Origin of the sequence: Thioalkalivibrio sp. ALE31 (assembly GCF_000377405.1) — a bacterium.
Taxonomy (GTDB): Bacteria; Pseudomonadota; Gammaproteobacteria; order Ectothiorhodospirales; family Ectothiorhodospiraceae; genus Thioalkalivibrio.
The window spans coordinates 33657-55497 of record NZ_KB905027.1 but is presented as its reverse complement, the minus strand read 5'-3'; the positions used below and the strand labels follow the sequence as shown (position 1 = coordinate 55497).

Below are 21841 nucleotides of genomic sequence, written 5' to 3'. Positions count from 1 at the left end.
GCCTCAATACCGGACTTCTGCTTGGCCCGTTTGCAACTCACAGGCAAACGGGGCATGTTTTGAAGAACACTGAAATCGCAACCGAGGCAAACGGATGAGCGACGAAACCACCCCCTCCGCCGACGGCAAGCTCCTGTACTGTTCTTTCTGCGGAAAGAGTCAGCACGAGGTGCGCAAGCTGATCGCCGGGCCATCCGTATTCATCTGCGACGAGTGCGTCGAGCTGTGCAATGACATCATCCGCGAGGAGATGCAGGAGGCCGGCCACACCGAGCGGGATTCCCTCCCGACCCCGCACGAGATCCGCGCGATCCTGGACGACTACGTGATCGGCCAGAACTCCGCGAAGAAGATCCTCTCGGTCGCGGTGTACAACCACTACAAGCGTCTGCAGGCCAAGGCCGGCAAGGACGATGTCGAGCTGTCCAAGTCGAACATCATGCTGATCGGCCCGACCGGCTCCGGCAAGACGCTGCTGGCCGAGACGCTGGCGCGAGTACTGAACGTCCCGTTTACCATCGCCGACGCGACCACGCTGACCGAGGCCGGTTACGTGGGCGAGGATGTCGAGAACATCATCCAGAAGCTGCTGCAGAAGTGCGACTACGATGTGGAGAAGGCCGAGAACGGCATCGTCTACATCGACGAGATCGACAAGGTCTCGCGCAAGTCGGACAACCCCTCCATCACCCGTGACGTCTCGGGCGAGGGTGTGCAGCAGGCGTTGCTGAAGCTGATCGAGGGCACCACCGCCTCGGTCCCGCCGCAGGGCGGGCGCAAGCACCCGCAGCAGGAGTTTCTGCAGGTCGATACCAGCAACATCCTGTTCATCTGCGGCGGGGCCTTCTCCGGGCTGGAGAAGGTCATCCAGCAGCGCGCCGAGAAGGGCGGCATCGGCTTTGGCGCCGAGCTGCGTACCACCGAGGCGGCCAAGTCCGGTGGCCAGTGGCTCAAGCAGCTGGAGGCCGACGACCTGGTGCGCTATGGCCTGATCCCCGAGTTCGTGGGGCGCCTGCCGGTGCAGGCGACCCTGGACGAGCTGGACGAGGACGCGCTGATCACCATCCTGACCCAGCCCAAGAACGCCCTGGTCAAGCAGTATGCCCGTCTGTTCGAGATGGAAGGGGTGGAGCTGGAGTTCCGCGACGACGCCCTGTCCGCGATCGCCCACAAGGCGATGGAGCGCAAGACCGGGGCGCGTGGCCTGCGCACCATCATGGAGAACATCCTGCTCGACACCATGTACGAGCTGCCTTCCATGGAAGGCGTCAGCAAGGTGGTGATCGACGAGGCGGTGATCCGCGGCGATGCCGAACCGTATCTGGTGTACGAGAACGACTCGTTCGCCAAGAAGCAGGCGGCCGCGGATTCCTGAGCGGAAGTGTTGCGGCGCCCTTGAAATGGGCGCCGCCGCCCCCACTTCCTCCTGTACATTCGTCCAGCCCTGAGGGGGCAACATGACCGATACCCACTCCTCCCAGAACGAGGTGGACTCCCCCGTCAAGCGCGTCGCGGTGCTGCCGCTGCGCGATGTCGTGGTCTATCCGCACATGGTCATCCCGCTGTTCGTGGGTCGCGAGAAGTCGATCCGCGCGCTGGATTCGGCCATGGCCGAGAACAAGCAGGTCCTGCTGGTCGCCCAGAAGAGCGCCGAGGTCGACGAACCCGAAGCCGGCGATCTGCACGATATCGGTACCCTGGGCAACATCCTGCAACTGCTGCGCCTGCCCGACGGCACCATCAAGGTGCTGGTGGAGGGGGCCCAGCGCGCCCGCGTGATGGATGTTTCCACCACCGGCGATGCGGAGAAGGAGGAGGACTACTTCGTCTCCGACATTCGCCTGATCGACGAGGAATACGACACCGAGGACAAGGAACTCGAGGTCCTCGGGCGGTCCGCGCTGAACCAGTTCGAGCAGTACATCAAGCTGAACAAGAAGGTCCCGCCGGAGATCCTGACCTCGCTGGCCGGGATCGACGACACCTCGCGCCTGGCCGATACCATCGCCGCGCACATGTCCCTGAAGCTCGAGGAGAAGCAGCAGGTCCTCGAGATCGCCAATGTGCGCGAACGCCTGGAGCACCTGGTCGCCAAGATCGAGGGCGAGATGGACGTGCTGCAGATCGAGAAGAAGATCCGCGGCCGCGTGAAGCAGCAGATGGAGAAATCCCAGCGCGAGTACTACCTGAATGAGCAGATGAAGGCCATTCAGAAGGAGCTGGGCGACCTCGAGGACGCGCCGAACGAACAGGAAGACCTGGCCGAGAAGATCGAGAAGGCCGGGATGCCGGAGGAGGCCAAGAAGAAGGCCACCGCCGAGCTGAACAAGCTGAAGATGATGTCGCCGATGTCGGCCGAGGCCACCGTCGTGCGCAGCTACATCGACTGGCTGGTCAATGTCCCGTGGAAGAAGAAGACCCGGGTCAGCAAGGATCTGGCGCGTGCCGAGAAGATCCTCAACGAGGACCACTACGGCCTGGAAGAGGTCAAGGAACGCATCCTCGAGTACCTCGCCGTGCAGTCGCGAGTGCGCAAGCTGAAGGGCCCGATCCTGTGCCTGGTGGGCCCGCCCGGCGTCGGCAAGACCTCGCTGGGTCAGTCCATCGCTCGTGCGACCAACCGCAAGTTCATGCGCATGGCGCTGGGCGGGGTGCGTGACGAGGCCGAGATCCGCGGCCACCGTCGCACCTACATCGGCTCGCTGCCGGGCAAGATCATCCAGAACCTGGCCAAGGTCGGGGTACGCAACCCGCTGTTCCTGCTCGACGAGATCGACAAGATGGCGATGGATTTCCGGGGCGACCCCGCCTCGGCCATGCTCGAGGTGCTGGATCCGGAGCAGAACCACACGTTCAGCGACCACTATCTGGAGGTCGATTTCGACCTGTCCGACGTGATGTTCGTGGCCACGGCCAACAGCATGCACATCCCCGGGCCGCTGCTGGATCGCATGGAGGTCATCCGGCTGTCCGGCTACACCGAGGACGAGAAGGTCAACATCGCCCACAACTACCTGCTCGACAAGCAGATCAAGGCCAATGGCCTGAAGCCGGCCGAGATCCAGATCTCCGATGCGGCGGTGCGCGACATCGTGCGCTATTACACCCGGGAGGCCGGTGTGCGCTCGCTGGAGCGCGAGATCGCCAAGGTCTGCCGCAAGGTGGCCAAGCAGCGCCTGCTGGCCAGCGAGAAGGAGCGTGCGCGGACCACGTCGGTGACCCCGAAGACGCTGGAGAAGTACCTGGGCGTGCGCCGGTTCCGCTTTGGCCTGGCCGAGGAGAACGATCAGATCGGTCAGGTGACCGGTCTGGCCTGGACCGAGGTCGGGGGCGAGCTGCTGACTATCGAGGCCAGCGTGGTCCCGGGCAAGGGCAAGACCCAGCAGACCGGGAAGCTCGGCGACGTGATGCAGGAATCCATCCACGCGGCGCTGACCGTGGTGCGCTCGCGTGCCGAGGCCCTGGGGCTGGAGGAAAACTTCCACGAGAAGAAGGACCTGCATATCCACGTGCCGGAGGGTGCGACGCCCAAGGACGGACCATCTGCCGGTATCGGCATGTGCACCGCGATCGTCTCGGCACTGACCGGGATCCCGGTGCGAGCGGATGTGGCGATGACCGGGGAGATCACCCTGCGCGGCCAGGTCCTCCCGATCGGCGGGTTGAAGGAGAAGCTGCTGGCCGCCCATCGCGGCGGGATCCGCACGGTCCTGATCCCCGAAGAAAACGAGAAGGATCTGGTCGACATCCCGAAGAACATCAAGCAGAAGCTCGATATTCGCCCGGTGCGCTGGATCGACGAGGTCCTGGAGGTGGCGCTGACGCACATGCCGGACGGCAAGGCGGGCGAGACCCCGGAAAAGGTCGAGGAAGTCGTCAAGCCGGCCAAGGAATCCGGCCGCCGCCGGGTTCGGCATCACTAACCGTCTGTAAACGGACGGAAACCGCGGGGACCCGCAGACCGGGCCCCGCGGTTTTTTTGTGCACGGGATCACACCCGTTCGGGGGCGGTTACGAGATCGCGTTTGACTCGTTTTCCGGGGGCTTGCTATAACCCCATCCGCATCACCTGATTTCTCGCCGAGGGCAGTTGCGGGGCCATGGAGAAAAGGCCTCCGGCTGGTGTAAGCTAGGCCCAGTCCGGCAGAAAGCCTGAGTCACCACTGAGATAAGGAAGCGCTTCATGAATAAATCCGAACTGATCGACGCGATCGCGGCGGAAGCCGATGTCCCCAAGGCCCAGGCCGGCCGGATCGTGGATGCCATGGTAAGTGTTGTTGGCGACACCCTCGCCAAGGGTGACCAGGTCTCCCTTGTCGGCTTCGGTACCTTCCTGGTGCGCGAGCGTGAGGCCCGCACCGGTCGTAACCCGCGTACCGGTCAGACCATCCAGATCGCCGCTTCGAAAACGCCTTCGTTCAAGGCTGGTAAAGCGCTCAAGGATCGAGTAAACTAGCGCGCTTTATCGGGTGCTTAGCTCAGTTGGTAGAGCGTCGCCCTTACAAGGCGAATGTCGGCGGTTCGAACCCGTCAGCACCCACCAAGTGCAACCCTGACCCTGGTTGCACTGCAAGAATACGGAGCGGTAGTTCAGCTGGTTAGAATACCGGCCTGTCACGCCGGGGGTCGCGGGTTCGAGTCCCGTCCGCTCCGCCATCTCCGAGAAAGGCGCCCTTGTGGCGCCTTTTTCTTTTCTTGGCTATTGCGATCCAGGAGCAAAGAAGGTCAAGGGCGTTTGCACCACAGAGAACACGAAGGACGCGGAGAAGGGCAAGGAATTCGGGGCCGCGGCAACACGCGGCTTGCCCCCCCTGACACAACTTCATCCTTCCAATCCTACGATGCTCTGTCCTTCCCGCGGATCGCTATCGACTTTCTCCGTGCCCTCCGTGTCCTCTGTGGTGCAAACGCCTTTGACCTTGCCCTTCTTCGTGCCTTCGTGCGCTTCGTGGTGGATAACCTAGGCGCAGACGTGCGCGGGCGCGCCTGCTACCATCGGCGGTTGATTCCCGATTTCCTCTCCACGGCGGAGTGAGCAGAGACCATCATGTTGCAAGCGATTCGTGACCGGGCGAGCGGCTGGCTCGCCTATGTGATCATCGGCCTGATCACCATTCCCTTTGCCCTGTGGGGCCTGGGCGAGTACTTCGGCGGGGCCGGCCCGCTGGTGGCGGCCGAGGTGAACGGCACGGATATCGCGGTGCGCGATGTGCATCAGGAAGCGCGCGCCCAGCGCGACGAAATGGCGCGCATGTTCGGCGGCGAGATCCCCGATGATGTGCTCGACGAGCAGGGCATCCGCCTGCAGGCCCTGGAGTCGCTGATCCGGCAAGAGCTGTTGCGCCAGGCGGCGGATTCCGCGGGCTTCAAGGCCGCCGGAGACAGCGTGCTGCGCGAGATCCGCGGCATGCCGGTCTTTCAGGAAGAGGGGCGCTTCAGCCGCGAACGCTACAGCCAGCTGCTGAACGCCCAGCGCATCAGTCCTGCGGACTTCGAACAGGACATCGCGCGCAGCATTGTGCTGTCGCAGATCCAGCGGGGGATCCAGGCGACCGGCGTGGTACCGGAAAGCCTGGTGGAAGACTACAGTCGTCTGCGCAACCAGACCCGCGTGGCCAGCTGGCGGGTCTTCTCCGCGGACGAGTTCGACCGTCCGGACGTGGTGGACGAGGACGCCATCCAGGCGTACTACGAAGCCAATCCCGATGAGTTCACCACCACCGAGCGCGTACGGGTGAGTTATCTCCGGCTGGATCCGGAGGGCCTGGAGGCCGGGGTCGAGGTCACCGAGGACCAGGTGCGCGAGCACTACCGGGTGAACCGCAGCCGCTACGAGCAGCCGGAGCTGCGCGAGGTGCGCCAGATCCGTATTCAGGACACGGGCGAGGAGGGCGAGGCCCGCATCCGCGAGCTGCGCGAGCGGCTGGAGGCCGGCGAGGACTTTGCCGAGCTGGCCGAGGAATACTCGGAGGACAGCCTGACCGCCGACCGTGGCGGGCGAATGGGCGAGATCGCCCGGGGGGACCTGGGCTCGACGCTGGAGACCGTGATCTTCACCCTGCCGAAGGATCTGATCAGCCAGCCGGTGCGCACCGAGCGAGGCTGGTTCATCCTGGAGGTGACCGCGATCCAGGAGGCCCAGCCGCAGCCGTTCGAAGAGGTCCGCGACGAGGTCGAGCAGGATCTGCGCGATCGCACGGCGGAGCAGATGCAGATTGACGCCCTGGACGACATGATGGCGCTGGGGATCGAGTTCCCCGACAGCCTGGAGCCGGCGGCCGATGCGACCGGGCTGGAGATCCAGACCAGCGACTGGTTCTCGCGGGGCTCCGGGGACGGCATTGCGCGGCACCGCTCCATTCGAAACGCGGCGTTTGATCCGCGGGTGCTGGAAGACGGCCACAACAGCGAGGCGATCGACCTGCAGGACGGCTCCACCGTGATCCTGCGGATCGACGAACACCAGCCGTCCGAGCTGCGCCCGCTGGCGGAGGTGGAAGACACGATTCGCGAGCGCCTGCAGCGTCAGGCGGCGGCCAATGCTGCCCGTGAAGCCGGCGAGGCCCTGATCGAGCGCCTGACCGCGGCGGAGGACTGGGCCTCAGAGGCGGACGAGAACGGGGCCTGGAGTCGCTCGGTCGAGGTCACCCGCGAGCGCGCCGCGGAACTGCCCACCGGCTTGCAGGACCACCTGTTCCGCCTGCCGGCCCCGGGCGAGGGCGCGGTGGAGATCGCCGGTGCCCGGATCGGCGACGGCGACTTTGCCGTGACCGTGCTGGAAGAGGTGCGTATGGGCGAGGACGCCGCCGATGCCGCTGCACGCCAGCAGGCGCGTGACCAGATCGGTAATGCCTATGGCAGCGCCGAATTCCGGGCCTACCTCTCCTGGCTGGAAGAGCAGGCCGACATCAAGCGCTTCCCCGACGCGCTCGACTAGCCTGAGTCGTTGTTTGGAAAGGCCAAGGGACGTAACACCACGGAGGAGACGGAGCCCACGGAGAACGTCGATTGTGACTGACTGGACGGGGCGCGGGGAGCGATGCGTTTGTCCTGTCTCTCGGAATACCTTCGCGCTAAGCAGTCCCTGCGAATTCTCCGTGTCCTCTGTGCACTCTGTGGTTCAACGCCCTTGCCTTATGGCCGCTAATGCCGAGCGGGTTTGATTGGCCGAGACCGGTTGCAGCCCGAAAACAAGAAAGCCCGGCTCCGCTCATGCGGGCCGGGCTTTTCCATGTCTGCCACGGGAAGAGGCGGCATCGGGGCCGAAGCCTGCGAGCTACTTGTTGTCGAGGCCGATCTCGGCCGCGCCCAGGCCCACCGTGTTGTAGCCGGAGTCGACATACATGATCTCGCCGGTGATGCCGGAGGCGAGATCGGAGCAGAGGAAGGCGCCGGCGTTTCCGACCTGTTCGGTGGTCACGTTGCGCCGCAGCGGGGCATTGGCCTCGACGTGGTCGAGGATGCGCTTGAACTCGCCGATCCCGGAGGCCGCGAGGGTGCGGATCGGGCCGGCGGAGATCGCGTTCACCCGGGTACTCTCCGGCCCCAGCGTATAGGCGAGGTAACGGACGTTCGCCTCCAGGCTCGCCTTGGCCAGACCCATCACGTTGTAGTTGGGCATCGAGCGTTCGGCGCCCAGATAGCTGAGGGTAAGGATGGAGGCGTCTCGATCCTTCATCATCGCGCGGCCGGCCTTGGCAAAGGCCGCGAGGCTGTAGGAGCTGACGTCGTGCGCGATGCGGAAGCCGTCGCGGGTCATGTTGTCGAGGAAGTCGCCTTCCAGTTGCTCCTTGGGTGCGAAGGCCACCGAGTGCACCAGGATGTCGACGCCGTCCCAGTAATTGTCCAGGTGCTCGAAGACCTGTTCGATCTCGCGGTCATCCTCGACGTTGCAGGGCACCAGGATGTCGGAGTCGAAGTCAGCGACCAGTTTCTCGACGCGATCGCGCAGGCGTTCGTTCTGGTAGGTGAAGGCGAGCTCGGCGCCCTCGCGATGCATGGCCGCGGCAATGCCGTAGGCGATGGAACGGTTGCTGGCAACGCCGACGATCAGTGCGCGCTTGCCCTTCAGAAAACCCATGTGACACTCCTTGGTTCGGATCCGTGCGGACGTACCCGGGCGGGCCGTCTCGACGGCGCCCGCCCGGCTGCGGAACCGGGGACGGGCGCGACTGTCTCCGGGATCATACCGATGTGGTGCTAGTGCGGCCAGCACCCGATGAGCCGAAGCAGGTGGCTTGCTATAGTGCCAGCACCCGCGGTCCCCGCGACCGCTCGCCCGTCATGCCGAAAACAGTGTGGCGGGCGGCCAGCGCAACAACCCGGAGGTCTTGTGAGTCGTCATTTCGGTTGGATCGTGACCCTGATCGTGCTGGGCATCCTGTTGCTGCTGGTGATGGTCCAGATCGACCGCCAGTGGCAGCGCATGGCCTCCATGCAGAACACCATGAGCGAGCAGGCTCGGGACCTGCGGGCGCTGCGGCGCAGCCTGCAGGGGCTGGAGTCGGACCTGGCCTCGGGACGTTTCGCCGGCATGGAGGCCGAGCAGGGCCCGCGGGCGGACGCGGTCCCGTCGGCCTTCCGCCGCGCGGCACGGGCCGCGGAGCAGGAGGACTACGCCGAGGGTGACTGGCTGGTGCAGGCCTTTGGCACCGGGCTCGCGACCATTACGCCGTATGTGTCCTCGGATGCCTATGCCTCCGAGGTGCAGAACTATGTGCTGGAGTCGCTGGTGGTTCGCGATCCGGACACCCTGGAATGGCAGGGTCTGCTGGCCGAGTCCTGGGAATTTGACGACAGCGGGACGGAGCTGACCTTCCGCCTGCGTTCGGGGCCGCAGTTTTCCGATGGCGAGCCACTGACCGCGGAGGACGTCGAGTTCACCTTCGATTTCCTGATGACCGATGCTATCGCGGTGCCGCGGGCGCGTGCCTTCCTGGAGAAGGTCGAGGCGGTGGAGGCCGTGGACGAACGCACGGTACGGTTCGTGTTCGAGGAACCGTTTTTCGATGCGATGCGGGTGGCCGGGGGCCTCGATGTGCTGCCGAAGCACTTCTACGAGCGCTACCTGGAGGACCCCGAGACCTTCAACGAGTCGCGCGGCATCCTGCTCGGTTCCGGCCCCTACCGGCTGGAGGACCCGACCGGCTGGACGCCGGACGCCGGGCGCATCGAGCTGGAGCGCAACCCGCGCTACTGGGGTCCGATCGAGCCGCCATTGGATCGCCTGGTCTGGCGCGTAATCCAGAACGACAGCGCGCGCCTGACCACCTTCCGCAACCGGGATATCGATGTCTACGGCGCCCGGCCCCGTGAATACGCCCGGCTACGTGACGACGAGGCGCTGCGCGAACGCGCGGACACCCACGAGTACATGAGTCCGACGGCGGGCTATTCCTATATCGCCTGGAATCAGCAGCGCAACGGCGAGCCAACGCGCTTCGCCGATCCGCGGGTGCGCAAGGCGATGAGCTACCTGACGGACGTCGACCGGCTGATCGAGGAGGTCATGCTGGGGTATGCCGAGCGGGCGATCTCGCCGTTCTCGCCGCGCAGCGATCAGCACAATCCGGATCTCGAACCCATCCCCTTTGATGTCGAGCGGGCCCTGGAGCTGCTCGCCGAGGCCGGCTATCGCGAGCGCAATCGCGACGGCGTGCTGGTCAACGAGGACGGGGAGCCGTTCTCCTTCGAACTGGCGTATTTCCAGGACAACGAGGACACCCGACGGATCGCTCTGTTCCTGCGCGATCTCTATGCGCGTGCCGGAGTGGAGATGCGACCCCAGCCGACCGAGTGGTCGGTGATGCTGGAAAAGCTCAGTCGCCAGGACTTCGACGCCATCACGCTGGGCTGGACCAGTGGCGTCGAGGTGGATATCTACCAGATGTTCCACTCCAGCCAGACCGTTTCCGGCGGCGACAACTTTATCCACTACCAGAACCCCGAGCTGGACGCGATCATCGAGGCGGCCCGCGGCGAGGTGGACGAGCCGGCGCGCATGGAGCTGTGGCGCGAGGCCGAGCGCATCCTGCACGAGGACCAGCCCTACACCTTCCTGATGCGGCGCCAGACGCTGGCCTTCATCGACCGGCGCATCCAGAACCTGGAACAGACCGCGCTGGGGCTGAACCTCGGGGCGGTGCCACTGGAGGTCTACGTGCCCTTCGAACTCCAGCGCTACGGGCAGTAGTCGCCCATGGGCCACGCAGTGGAACCGATCGGCAGGCGGCGCGCGGGATGCTGACCTATATCCTGCGCCGCATGATCCTGATGGTGCCGACCCTGTTCGGCATCACCGTGGTCGTGTTCGCGGTGATGGCGGCGGCGCCCGGGGGCATCAGCGCCCTGACCCTGGTGGAGGGGCAGGGCCTGGAGCCGCAGGCGCAGAAGGCGATGGAGGAGTACTACAACCGCCTCTACGGCCTGGATCAACCGGCGCCGGTGCAGTTCGGACGCTGGCTCAACAACATCTCGCCGATCGGATTCGCCCAGGACGCGGACGGTTCGCTGACCGGATGGCCGCACTTCAAGGCGCCCAACCTGGGGACCAGTTTTCGCTACGGCCGCCCGGTGGTCGACCTGATCGCGGAGCGGTTGCCGATTACGCTGCTGCTGAACGTGCTGTCGATCCCGCTGATCTACATCGTCGCGGTGGCCGTGGGGGTGCGCGCGGCCACCCAGCACGGCCAGGCCTTCGACTCGCAATCCGGCGTGGTGTTGCTGGCGCTGTGGTCGGTGCCGACCATGCTGGCGGGCGTGCTGCTGATCGGCTTCCTCGCCTCCGACCAGTTCTGGCAGTGGTTTCCCACCGGGGGCATCAGCCAGCGCGCGGCACTGGACATGACCTTCCTGCCGACGGTGGAGGTGGTGTGGGCCCTGCCGCTGCTGCTGGTCCTGCCGTTTCTGGGCGCGGCCCTGGGGATCTACCTGGCGCGAACCCTGCCGGCGCGGATCCGTGGCGGGCTCGGGGCCGTGCTCGGGGCCCTGTGTGGCTGGCTGATGTTCCGCGACCTGGCCGTTGCCGGGACGGTCAGTACCGGGGTCGCCATGGGGGTCGGCGCCGCGGTCGGCTGGCTGATGGCGCACAGTGACTGGGGGGTGCTGCGCGGCTTCTATCTGGGCACGCTGGGGCTGGGCGCGGGGCTTGCGCTGGCCCTCGGACTGGCGCCGGGCAGCATGGTGCCCGGCTTCCTGCTGGATCGGGCCTGGCATCTGGTGCTGCCGGTGCTGTGTCTGTCCTACGGCGGGCTGGCGTTCCTGGCCAAGCTGTCGCGCTCGGCGGTGCTGGAGAACCTGACCTCGGACTATGCGCGCACCGCGCGGGCCAAGGGGGTCGCCGAGCACGACGTGCTGTGGCGCCACGTGTTCCGCAACTCCCTGCTGCCGCTGATCACCGTGTCCGCCACCCTGCTGCCCTCGCTGCTGGCCGGGTCGGTGATCGTGGAGGCCATCTTCTCCATTGACGGCATGGGCAAGCTGGCGGTGGAGGCCGTGCAGACGCGCGACCGCGAACTGGTGCTGTCGATCACCCTGATCTCCGGGGTGCTGACCCTGGTCGGCTACCTGCTGGCGGACCTCGCCTACGCCATCGTCGATCCGCGGGTGAACTATGACTGAGCCGAGCCGCCATCCGGAAACCGGGGGTCGCCGCAGCCGCTCCTGGGCGCGGCGCGTGGTGGGCGAGGTCCTGCTGCGCTGGGGCGCGCGCCTCGGGATTGGCTGGATCGCGCTGTTGACCCTGGTGGCGATCCTCGCGCCGGTGCTGGCGACCTCCCATCCGCTGCTGGTGCAGACCACCGACGGCGAGTGGGCGATGCCCTTCCTGCGCTATCTGACGGCAGCCGACGTGACGCTGTTCGGTCTGCTGGTGCTGGCGCTGGTCTTCTGGCGCCTGCCCGGGCGGCCCTGGCGACGCTTCGGGCTGTGGGCCGCGCTGGGCGCGGTGCTGGCCGCGGTGGCCTGGCAGACGGTCTCGCCGCCGTCGCTGGTGATCCACGATCAGTACCGCGAGGCCGAGCGCATGGGCGAATACCAGACGGTGATTCGCGCCCCGATCCCGTATTCGCCGCGCGACTACCTGCGCGACTATGCCGATACCGGCCTGGAGGCCCCGCGCGAGGCGCCGGACCGGGTGCACTGGTTCGGCACTGACGACACCGGTGCGGATGTCCTCTCGCGCATGATCCACGCCTCGCGCATCGCGCTGTCCATCGGCTTCATCGCCACCGGGATCGCGCTGGGGATCGGGGTGATCCTGGGCGGGCTGATGGGCTACTTCTCGGGGATCGTGGACATCATCGGCATGCGCCTGGTGGAGATCTTCGAGGCGATCCCGACGCTGTTCCTGCTGCTGACCTTCGTTGCCTTCTTCGGCCGCTCGCTGTACCTGATGATGCTGATCATCGGCCTGACCTCCTGGTCCGGCTACGCGCGCTATGTGCGCGCGGAGTTCCTGCGCCTGCGCCAGCAGGACTTCGTGCAGGGGGCGATCGCGTCGGGGCTGTCGCTGCCGTCGATCCTGTTCCGGCACATGCTGCCGAACGGGATCGCGCCGATCCTGGTGGCAGCCAGTTTCGGGGTCGCCTCGGCCATCCTCGCCGAGGCGACGCTGTCGTTCCTCGGCCTGGGTCTGGTGGATGATCCCTCCTGGGGGCAGATGCTGAACCAGGCGGTACAGAGTTCCACCTTCAACTGGTGGATGGCGGCCTTCCCCGGCGGGGCGATCTTCCTGACGGTGTTCGCCTACAACCTGATCGGCGAGGCCCTGCGCGACGCCGTGGACCCGCACGCGCGCTCGGCCGCGCGCAGTGCCAATCGCGATGCCGGCGCGCGTCCGGCGGCCGGTGCCACCAGCGCGACCAGCGGCGGGGTGCGCTGAACATGCTGGAAGTGCGCAACCTGCAGATCCGTCACCGTGACAGCGAGGCACCGCTGGTTGCGGAGGCGAGCTTCGCCATCCGCGGCGGCGAACTGTTCGCGCTGGTCGGGGAGTCGGGTTCCGGCAAGTCGATCACCGCGCTGGCCATCATGCGCCTGCTGGACGAGGGCTTCGAGCGCCCCACGGGCGAGGTCTGGCTGGCCGGGCGCGAGGGACGCCAGGAACTGCTGGGGCTGCCAGCCCCGGCGATGCAGCAGGTACGCGGCGACCGAGTGGGGATGATCTTCCAGGAGCCGATGACTTCGCTGAATCCGGTGCTGACCGTGGGCGATCAGATCGAGGAGGTGCTGCGTCTGCACCGCCCCCAGATGAGCCCGGAGCAGCGCGCCGCGCGCACGCTGGAGGTGCTGCGCGAGGTGCAGCTGCCGAACCCCGAACAGCGCCGCGACGAGTATCCGCACAAGCTCTCCGGCGGGCAGCGCCAGCGGGTAATGATCGCGATGGCGCTGGTGGCGGAGCCGGACCTGCTGATCGCGGACGAGCCGACTACCGCGCTGGACGTGACCATCCAGGCCGAGATCCTGAAGCTGATCGACCGCCTGCGCGAGAAGAACGGCATGGCGGTGCTGCTGATCACCCACGACTTCGGGGTGGTGGCCTCGGTGGCCGACCGGGTGGCGGTGATGCGCGAGGGGCGGCTGGTGGAGCAGGGCGAGTGCCTGCCGTTGTTGCGCGACCCGCAGGATGCTTATACGCGCAAGCTGATCCAGGCCCTGCCGGAGAATCTGCCCCCGCTGCCGCCGGTGCCGGGCGCCGGACGCAATGCGCTGCTGCAGGTCTCCGGGCTGCAGGTGCACTTCCCGGTGCTCAAGGGGCTGATGCGCCGCCAGGTCGACGTGGTGCGCGCGGTGGACGATGTCAGTTTCGAGCTGGAGAACGGCGAGGTGCTGGCGGTGGTCGGCGAATCCGGCTGTGGCAAGACCACCCTGGGCCGGGCCATCCTGCGCCTGGTGGAACCGACCGGTGGCGAGGTCCGCTACCGCGGCGAGTCGCTGACCCGCATGCCGCGCAAGCCCCTGCGCCGACTGCGGCGCCACCTGCAGGTGGTGTTCCAGGACCCGGCCTCGTCCCTGAATCCGCGCCTGAACGTGCTGACGCTGCTGACCGAGCCGATGGCGGTGCACGGCATCGGGGCGGACGTGGACGAACGCATCGCCCTGGCCGGGCAGGTCCTGCAGCAGGTGGCGCTGCCGGAAGATACCCTGTGGCGCTATCCGCACGAGTTCTCCGGCGGTCAGCGCCAGCGCATCGCGATCGCGCGGGCCCTGGTGCTGGATCCGGACGTGATCATCTGCGACGAGGTCACCAGTGCGCTGGACGTGTCGGTGCAGGCAGAGGTGCTGCAGATCCTTGCCCGGCTGCGGGCCGAGCGGCGTCTGGCGATGATCTTCATCACCCACGACATGGGCGTGGTCGAGTACTTCTCCGATCGCATGCTGGTGATGCACGACGGACGCATGGAAGAGATCGGCGCCACCGCCGAGGTGCTGGCCAGCCCGAAGGCCGACTACACTCGCCACCTGCTGGACGCCGTGCCCCGCGTCTCGCGCTACCTCTGACTCTGCGGGAGTGCCCCACATCTTTGCGAATGCCGTTTCGATGCACCACGAAGCGCACGAAGACACGAAGAAGGGCGAGGTCAAGGGCGTTTTCACCACAGAGGGCACAGGGGGCACGGAGAAGACCCGGGTTCGGGCTCCCGTGTGCCTTGGTCGGTAATTATCTGAAGGCCCGTTTATGATTCTGAAAACAGGACTGACCGGCGCCATCTGGGAAACCGCGCAGCGGTTATCCGGGATGGCCGAAAACGGGCAGAGCGCCAGGCGCTGAGGGTGCCGTGGGAGATCTCGGCTCTTCGCGGCGCTGCGGCCGGGATGACGACGGGTCTGGGTGGATCATTGTAGCCGCGGTGGCCCGCATTGCTACTGACCACATTCATTCCATCCGGCATCTTCACGAGCTTCCTGTCTTCCTGTGACCCGCCCTTCTCCGTGTCCTCTGTGCACTCTGTGGTGAAAAGTTCTTCGCGGCCTTTCGGTTAGACGGGCGGCTATTTCTGGCAGGTGGGGCAGTAGCTGCTGGCGCGCTGGCCGATGCGGCGGGTGCGCAGTACATCGGCGCAGACGTGGCAGGGTTCCCCGGCGCGGCCGTAGACGTGCAGGGACTGGCGGAAGTAGCCGTGGGTACCGTCCTCGCGGAGGAAGTCGCGCAGGGTGGTCCCGCCCTGCTCGATGGCCTCGGCCAGTACGGCCTTGATGTGTGCGGCCAGGCGCTGGTATTCCGCGCGGGTGACCCGGCCGGTCGCGCGACCGGGCCGGATGCCGGCGAGGAACAGGGCCTCGGTGGCGTAGATGTTGCCGACCCCGACCACGATGGCCTGGTCCATGATGAAGGCCTTCACCGGGCCACGGCGGCCGCGGCTGCGCAGGAAGAGGGTGTCGCCATCGAATGCGGGGTCCAGGGGTTCCGGGCCGAGCTCAGCCAGGAGCGGATGCGGGGTGCCGTCGTCTGGTAGCGGCAGACAGCAGCCGAAGCGGCGCGGGTCATGCAGTCGGACCTGATAGCCGTTGTCGAGGTGAACGATCAGGTGGTCGTGGCGCCGCAGTGGTGTCTCCGGCGGGCAGTGGCGCAGGCTGCCGGACATCCCCAGGTGCAGCAGCACGCCGGCGCGATCCGTCTCCAGCAGGAGATACTTGGCCCGGCGGGCCAGTCGGTGGACCTGCGCGTCGGCCAGCCGCGTGGTCAGGTCTTCGGGGACGGGCCAGCGCAGGCGTGGCTCGCGGACCTCGAAGGCGGTGATGCGGCGCCCGGCCAGCAGGGGTTCCAGTCCGCGTCGGGTGGTCTCGACCTCGGGCAGTTCAGGCATGCACGCCCTCGATCTCCAGCAGCAGCTCGCGGCGGCAGATGTCGCCGCGCACCCACTGCACGATCGGACCCGGGTGGGCCGCGTTGTAGTGTTCCGCCAGCACGGCCGCGACCCGGGGGCGGTCCTCCGGGCGGCGCAGGTAGACACGCAACCAGGACGGCCGGGGCAGCTTGCGCCCGGCGGTATTGTGCAGGGCCTGGAGGTTGGCGAGGGTCTCGCGCGCCTGGGCCACCACGTCGTCCGGGTGCCGGCTCTCGTGGCCGACGATGCTGGCGGTGCCGGAGAGCAGGATCAGCGGGCCGTCGGCCGTATCCAGTTGTGTGGCGCGGGCAAAGGTCGGGCTCTTCGGGCTGTAGCGCGCCGGGTAGTGGTAGGCGCTGACCTGGCGCGGGTTCTCCAGCGGTTTCGCCGGTGTCCGGGTGGCGATCAGGTAGATCACCAGCTGGCGCCGGTCGCCACCGATCGCGGTGGCGGCCGGCATGCTGGCCAGCGGGACTTGCAGGGCCTCCAGGGCGGCGGCGCGCCCGACACAGAACGCCTGGTAGCGTTCCAGTCCGTCCTCTTCGCCGTGGATATCGCCGAAGAAGTTCCAGATGCGCGCCAGGTGTTCGTAGCCGCGCGTGCGGCAGGCGGCCAGCAGCGACTGATAGGCCTGTTCGGTCTGCTCCCGCAGTCCGTGGTCCGGGCCGGTCCAGCTCGCAAACAGCACATCGTCGTGTTCCAGCAGGTGCACGGGGCCCTCGCGGGATGAGCGCGGTGTGCCGGGGGCGGTCCAGTATTCGACATAGTCATCCGGTGCCAGGGGGCTCAGGCCCGGATGGATCTCGAGGGTGCCGCGCGCGGCCTCGATCCCTGCGGGCTCGCGCAGCCGGATCCGCAACCCCGTGTCGGGGCCTGTCGCGGCTTCCGGCATCAGCTGGCTGCGCAGGGTGAGGGGCATCGTCTAGGGCTCCGCCAGGGATGCGAGAAGGTCCTCGGTCCAGCGTACGGCTTCCAGGTAGAGCCGGCTGGAGACCGGCGCGGGGACGGGGGCATTCTCGCTGTCGGGCGGCAGCGCCGGGCCCTCGAAGGCTGCGATGGTCGCCAGCAGCGGCGCCAGCGGGCCGCTCCCCTCCAGCAGTGCCTGTTCCATCTCCGTGGACAGGTGGAGTTCGCCGAGGATGCGCCGCAGCGGCACACCCAGCACCCGGTCCAGGCCGGACAGCATGCCGAGCGTGAAATAGCGCTCGCATTCCTCCGGGGGCAGGCCCAGGGCGCGGGCCATCAGCATGCCCATGCGGGCGCGGATCATGACCTGTTCGAGACCGTGGCTCTGGCCGTCGGCGCCGCGCAGGACCATCAGCATCGCCAGGCGCTTGATCCGCCCCTGGCCCAGCCGCAGGATCGCATCGTACAGGGAGTCCGTGGGCCGCCGGCCCCGGTAGGCCGGGCTGTTGGCGAGGCGCAGCAACTGGATCGCCAGCCCCGGTTCGGCGGCGATCAGGCGCTCCAGTTCGGCCGGCGTGGGATCGGGGGCCTGCAGGGCCTTGAGCAGGCGCAGCAGGGCGAGCTCCAGGCTCTCCAGGCGCTGCCCCTCGATCACGTGGGGAAATGACAGGTGAAAGCCCTGGAACAGGCTGAACCCGAGGTGGCGGCAGCGCGCATAGTCCTCGGCGGTCTCGACCTTCTCGGCCAGCAGTTCCACTCCGAAGCCGCGCAGGGTGTCGACTTCCTGCGCCAGGCGTTCGCGGCCCAGGGTCAGCACGTCGAGCTTGACGAGGTCGGCCAGCTCGACCAGTTCCGCGTGGCTCTCCTGGAACTGGTAGTCGTCGAGCGCAATGCGAAAGCCCCGGGCCTTCAGGCGGCGCACGGCGGCGACCACTTCGGCGTCGATCTCGACATCCTCGAGGATCTCCAGCACCACCTGCTCCGGTGGCAGGCTGGTGATGACGTCGTGCTCGAGGAAGCCGCGGGTCAGATTGACGAACGCCAGGTGCTCGCCGACGAGATGCTCCAGCCCGATGTCGATGAAGGCGCTGCGCAGGAGATCGGAGGTGGCCAGGTCGCCGTCGGTGACCGAGGCGGTATCCATATGCCCCGCGCGAAAGAGGAGCTCGAAGCCGACCAGGTTCTCCTGATCGTCGAAGATGGGTTGCCGGCCGACAAAAATTGGTTGCATGCTTGCGTCAGGTGAACACGATCAATCACGGATGGGCGGCCACGACGAAGTGCGGCAGGCCGGCTCGGGAGGAACACACGCACCATGGATTCGATTGATGCGCCATTTGGCGAAGTCGTGGAGTTGCGCCAGATCCTGCACGACTCGGGGGTTCCGTTGCTGCGAGTTATTATCCGCGATGGCGAACGTTATACCAAGATCGAACTGGACCCGGCGACCGCGCATCGTTGGGGACGCGTGATGACGCGCTGGGCGGAGACCGCCGCGGAGGGCAGCGCGGCATCCGGGAAGGGTGGTCAGCCGGATCCGGTTTGAGGATGGGCCCCGGGTGCGCGCTGCGGTGCATCCGGGGCTTCCGGCACGCAGACACAAAAAGGGCCCGGCACCGCGTGAGCGGGCCGGGCCCTTTTTTGCCCGGGATCAGGCAATCGTGCCGGGGGGCGCGATTACTTGATCTTGGCTTCCTTGTACATCACATGCTTGCGGACGACGGGATCGAACTTCTTGATCTCCATCTTCTCGGGCATGTTCCGCTTGTTCTTCGACGTGGTGTAGAAGTGGCCGGTGCCGGCGGAGGACACCAGGCGGATCTTGTCGCGTGCGGACTTGGCAGCCATCGTGAAGCCTCCTTAGACCTTTTCACCGCGGGCACGGCAGTCCGCCAGGACCGCGTCGATGCCGCGCTTGTCGATAATGCGCATGCCCTTGCTGCTGACGCGCAGGCGTACGAAACGGTTCTCGCTCTCCACCCAGAAACGGTGGGAGTGCAGATTGGGCAGGAAGCGCCGCCGCGTCTTGCGGTGGGCGTGCGAAACGTTGTTACCGGTCGCCGGGCGCTTGCCGGTCACCTGACATACTCGGGCCATCGGGGGACTCCGGAATTTGGGTCTACCAGAAAGACGGCGGACTATAGCGCAGCCCCGGGGCCGGTGCAAGGGAGAAACGGGTCTGGCGCGGCGCGCTCAGTTGGCCCCGGGGGCGCAGTGTGCTCGGACCCGGGGCGCCACGCCGCATTCGCGGGCCCAGGCAAGCGTTGCGTCCAGCGGCATCGGACGGGCGATGCCGAAGCCCTGGGCCGCGTCGCAGCCCCATTGTTGCAGGGTGTCCAGGGTGGCGGCGTCCTCCGCCCCTTCCGCCACCACCTTCAGCCCGAGGTCGCGGGCCAGGCTGATGCTGGCGCGGGTGATCTGGGCATCCACCGCGTGTTCCAGCATCTGGCGCACAAAGGCCTGGTCGATCTTGAGGGTGGTGACCGGCATCCGCTTGAGATAGGCCAGCGAGGAGTAGCCGGTGCCGAAGTCGTCGATGGCGAGCGCCAGCCCGGCGGCGGTCAGGCGGTTGAGGGCGGTGATCACCTCGTCCGGATCGGCCATCAGGGCGGTCTCGGTGAACTCGAGCTCCAGGGCGCAGGGGGGCAGGCCGGAGGCGTGTACCTGTTCCAGCAGATCATCGGCGAATGCCGGGTCGAGGAAATTGCGTGCGGAGATGTTGATGCTGACCGGCATGGTCAGGCCGTGCTCGCGCAGGGTGGCGAGGTCCGCGAGGGCCAGGCGCAGGACGCGGCGCGTCAGCTCGTGGATCAGCCCGGTGCGCTCCGCCTGCGGTATGAACTCGCCCGGGGGTATGCGGCCGCGCGTGGGGTGTTCCCAGCGCAGCAGGGCCTCCAGCCCGATCAGCTGCCGGGTCTCCAGGTCCACCTTGGGCTGGTAGTGCAGGTGCAGCTGGCCGTCGTCCAGGGCGCCCTGGAGCTCGCCGAGGAGCTCGACCGTATGCAGGCTGTTGTCGTCGCTGCGCCGGTCATAGCTGCGGTAGCGACGGCCCGAGTGGCTCGCCTGGTGCATGGCCATCCAGGCCTTGGTCAGCAGCCGGGTCGGCTCGTCCTGCTCGTGGAAGGGGAAGGACGAGATCCCCGCGTGGGCCCCGAGATAGACCGGGATGTCGTAGACCTCGAAGGGGACCTGCAGGGCGTCGATCACCGCCTGGGTTACCGCCAGGGCCTCCTTGCGCCCGCGGTGCGGCAGGATCAGGGCGAAGTGGTCGTCGTGGACATGAAACACGTCGGCCCCGGCAGGACCGGCCACGCCCTGCATGCGGTCGGCAATGCCGCGCAGCAGGGGGCGCTCGGCGGCCAGGCCGAGGGCGCTGATGCTGTCCTGGTAGTTGTCCATTTGCAGGCTGATCACGAACACCCGTGTGGCGGCGGCCTGCGGGGACTCCGCCTGGCGCATCAGCTGCTGGACGTACTGTTCCAGCGACTCGCGGTTGGGCAGGTTGGTTACCGGGTTGGTGTAGGCCTGCTCCAGCAGGCGGCCGGAATGCCGCCGCAGGGTGTCGAAGAGCCAGCCGGAGAAGCCGCCCAGCACCACGTAGATGCCCGTGCGCGTGAGCCAGTTCAGGGCGGGCTGGGCCGCCCCGGTGGTGGTGTCCAGGGGCATGAAGGGCCCTAGGAGCAGGCCGGCCAGCAGCCCGAAGGCCAACCCGCCCCACAGGCCGAACAGGGCCGCCCCCAGCAGCACCGGGATCAGGATGAAGTTGAGATAGGCCGTGGAGGTGCCGCCGGTCTGAAAGACCAGCAGGGTGACCAGTGCCATCAGGAGCGCGGCGGCGGCAGTCCCGGCGACCCTCCAGCGCTTGTGGATGCCTTGCGAGCGCCCATGCGACCCGGCGTGGTACGGGGATGCCCCCATTCCGGTTCCTTCGGCTTGCGCCATGATGTCGTGATTCCCTTATAGACGTTTCTCGCGCGGGCGGGGGCATAATCCGGGCCGATGCATCCGGGCGGCGGGTCGCTGTTGCCCGTCGCGGGGGCTTGGTAGCATCCGGGGATGGTACGGACTTTATTCTCCAGGACGGGGCGGCATGGCTGATCGGCGGTTGCAGGTTTTTCTAACGGTTGCGCGCCTGTTGTCCTTCACCCGCGCCGCCGAGGTGCTGCACATGACGCAGCCGGCGGTGACCTTCCAGGTGCGGCAGCTGGAGGAACAGCTGGATACCCGGTTGTTCGATCGCAATCACAATCGGGTCACACTGACCGATGCCGGGCGGCTCGTGCAGCGCTATGCCGAACGCATCTTCGACACCTACGGCGAGCTGGAGGCCGCCCTGCGCGAGCTGAAGGGCGCGAATGGCGGGGCGCTGGTGATCGGGGCCAGTACCACGGTGGCGGAGTACATGCTGCCGGCCCTGCTGGGGGCCTTTCGCCGCGGGCATCCGGATATCGGCATCCGCCTGCGGGTGGGCAATACCGAGAGCGTGGTGCTCATGGTCGAGGAGGGCAGCGTGGATCTCGGCATTGTCGAGGCCCCGGTGACTCACCGCAGCCTGCAGGTGCAGCCCTGCCTGGTCGATCAGTTGCGCCTGATCGTGCCGCCGGATCACGAACTGGCCACGCGCGAGAGCGTCCGCGTCGCGGACTTCATCGAGCGTCCATTCATATGCCGCGAGGAGGGTTCCGGGACCCGCGAGGTCATCATGGAGTACCTTGGGCGCGCCGGGTACGACCGCAGCAGCCTGCGGGGTTGCATGGAGCTGGGCAGTTCGGAGGCGATCAAGGGCGCGGTGGTGGCCCGTATGGGGCTCTCGGTGCTGTCCGAGGCGGTGGTGGCCAAGGAGCTGGAACTGGGCGAACTGGTGGCACTGCCACTGTCACCGCCGCTGGAGCGGCCGATCTCCCTGGTGCACGCGCGGCAGAAGTTCCGCGTGCCCACGCTGGAGGTGTTGATGCAGTTCCTGCGCGGATACTGCACGGCAGAGGAAAACCGGGATTGAGGTGCGCGGTGCCGGGCAACGGCACCACCGTCATGTGCGTTGTTCGCCGGTCGGAGTGACACCGCCGCGAGCCGGCCCCGATCCGTGTTTCCCTCGCCCGGACCCGAAT

Annotated in this window: 17 protein-coding genes and 2 tRNA genes; 12 read left to right on the top strand and 7 right to left on the bottom strand. The window is 67.0% G+C overall.

Annotated features, from left to right (window positions below):
• The first annotated feature begins 94 nt into the window (after positions 1-94).
• The 6 genes from clpX (at position 95) to D103_RS0111825 (ending at position 6937) form a co-directional block, all read left to right on the top strand.
• Complete coding sequence (clpX, locus tag D103_RS0111850; protein ID WP_018867496.1) at positions 95-1375, top strand: ATP-dependent Clp protease ATP-binding subunit ClpX; 1281 nt, start codon at positions 95-97, stop codon at positions 1373-1375.
• 82 nt (positions 1376-1457) lie between these two features.
• Positions 1458-3923, top strand: a complete 2466-nt coding sequence (gene lon / locus D103_RS0111845; protein WP_018876937.1) for an endopeptidase La — start codon at positions 1458-1460, stop codon at positions 3921-3923.
• A 260-nt stretch (positions 3924-4183) separates the two neighbouring features.
• Complete coding sequence (locus tag D103_RS0111840) at positions 4184-4456, top strand: HU family DNA-binding protein (protein WP_017940837.1); 273 nt, start codon at positions 4184-4186, stop codon at positions 4454-4456.
• Positions 4457-4467: 11 nt separating this feature from the next.
• Positions 4468-4543: transfer RNA gene (locus D103_RS0111835), tRNA-Val, on the top strand.
• A gap of 36 nt (positions 4544-4579) precedes the next feature.
• Positions 4580-4656, top strand: a tRNA-Asp gene (locus D103_RS0111830).
• Between the two features lie 391 nt (positions 4657-5047).
• Entirely contained in the window at positions 5048-6937 is a 1890-nt protein-coding gene (locus tag D103_RS0111825) for a SurA N-terminal domain-containing protein (protein WP_018876936.1), read from the top strand.
• Between the two features lie 339 nt (positions 6938-7276).
• Here the strand turns inward: D103_RS0111825 and D103_RS0111820 are convergent, their stop codons facing one another.
• Positions 7277-8080: an enoyl-ACP reductase gene (locus tag D103_RS0111820; protein WP_018867493.1), complete on the bottom strand. Its 804-nt coding sequence runs from the start codon at positions 8078-8080 to the stop codon at positions 7277-7279.
• 252 nt (positions 8081-8332) lie between these two features.
• Here D103_RS0111820 and D103_RS0111815 point away from each other — a divergent pair, with 252 nt between their 5' ends.
• From D103_RS0111815 to D103_RS0111800, 4 genes are read left to right on the top strand one after another with little or no spacing between them, the layout of a single operon-like run.
• The gene (locus tag D103_RS0111815; RefSeq protein WP_018876935.1) at positions 8333-10192 is read left to right on the top strand and encodes a peptide-binding protein; all 1860 of its coding nucleotides are present in this window, start codon (positions 8333-8335) and stop codon (positions 10190-10192) included.
• Positions 10193-10239: 47 nt separating this feature from the next.
• Positions 10240-11619: an ABC transporter permease gene (locus D103_RS0111810; RefSeq protein ID WP_018876934.1), complete on the top strand. Its 1380-nt coding sequence runs from the start codon at positions 10240-10242 to the stop codon at positions 11617-11619.
• Complete coding sequence (locus D103_RS0111805; protein ID WP_018867490.1) at positions 11612-12880, top strand: ABC transporter permease; 1269 nt, start codon at positions 11612-11614, stop codon at positions 12878-12880. Before D103_RS0111810 ends, D103_RS0111805 begins: the two co-directional genes overlap by 8 nt.
• A gap of 2 nt (positions 12881-12882) precedes the next feature.
• Positions 12883-14499, top strand: coding sequence for an ABC transporter ATP-binding protein (locus tag D103_RS0111800; RefSeq protein WP_018876933.1), 1617 nt, complete (start codon positions 12883-12885; stop codon positions 14497-14499).
• A 491-nt stretch (positions 14500-14990) separates the two neighbouring features.
• Here the strand turns inward: D103_RS0111800 and mutM are convergent, their stop codons facing one another.
• The 3 genes from mutM to D103_RS0111785 are packed head-to-tail and all read right to left on the bottom strand — an operon-like array spanning position 14991 to position 17964.
• A complete protein-coding gene (gene mutM / locus D103_RS0111795) occupies positions 14991-15806 on the bottom strand; it encodes a bifunctional DNA-formamidopyrimidine glycosylase/DNA-(apurinic or apyrimidinic site) lyase (protein WP_018876932.1) in 816 nt (271 codons plus the stop codon).
• Positions 15799-16746 (bottom strand): hypothetical protein, encoded by a 948-nt coding sequence (locus D103_RS0111790; protein ID WP_018867487.1) that lies wholly within the window; start codon positions 16744-16746, stop codon positions 15799-15801. Before D103_RS0111790 ends, mutM begins: the two co-directional genes overlap by 8 nt.
• A gap of 3 nt (positions 16747-16749) precedes the next feature.
• On the bottom strand, positions 16750-17964 hold the full coding sequence (locus tag D103_RS0111785) for an EAL and HDOD domain-containing protein (RefSeq protein WP_018876931.1): 1215 nt from the start codon (positions 17962-17964) through the stop codon (positions 16750-16752).
• 84 nt (positions 17965-18048) lie between these two features.
• On the opposite strand from D103_RS0111785, the gene D103_RS0111780 reads away from it, so the two are divergent.
• A complete protein-coding gene (locus tag D103_RS0111780) occupies positions 18049-18279 on the top strand; it encodes a hypothetical protein (RefSeq protein ID WP_018867485.1) in 231 nt (76 codons plus the stop codon).
• A gap of 131 nt (positions 18280-18410) precedes the next feature.
• Here D103_RS0111780 and rpmG read toward each other — a convergent pair whose 3' ends face one another.
• The 3 genes from rpmG to D103_RS0111765 form a co-directional block, all read right to left on the bottom strand.
• Positions 18411-18581 (bottom strand): 50S ribosomal protein L33, encoded by a 171-nt coding sequence (gene rpmG / locus D103_RS0111775; protein ID WP_017941410.1) that lies wholly within the window; start codon positions 18579-18581, stop codon positions 18411-18413.
• A 12-nt stretch (positions 18582-18593) separates the two neighbouring features.
• Complete coding sequence (gene rpmB / locus D103_RS0111770; protein WP_017941409.1) at positions 18594-18830, bottom strand: 50S ribosomal protein L28; 237 nt, start codon at positions 18828-18830, stop codon at positions 18594-18596.
• A gap of 96 nt (positions 18831-18926) precedes the next feature.
• Positions 18927-20651, bottom strand: a complete 1725-nt coding sequence (locus D103_RS0111765) for a bifunctional diguanylate cyclase/phosphodiesterase (RefSeq protein WP_018876930.1) — start codon at positions 20649-20651, stop codon at positions 18927-18929.
• A 172-nt stretch (positions 20652-20823) separates the two neighbouring features.
• Between D103_RS0111765 and D103_RS0111760 the strand changes: the two genes are divergently transcribed.
• On the top strand, positions 20824-21732 hold the full coding sequence (locus D103_RS0111760) for a LysR family transcriptional regulator (protein ID WP_018876929.1): 909 nt from the start codon (positions 20824-20826) through the stop codon (positions 21730-21732).
• Positions 21733-21841: the final 109 nt, after the last annotated feature.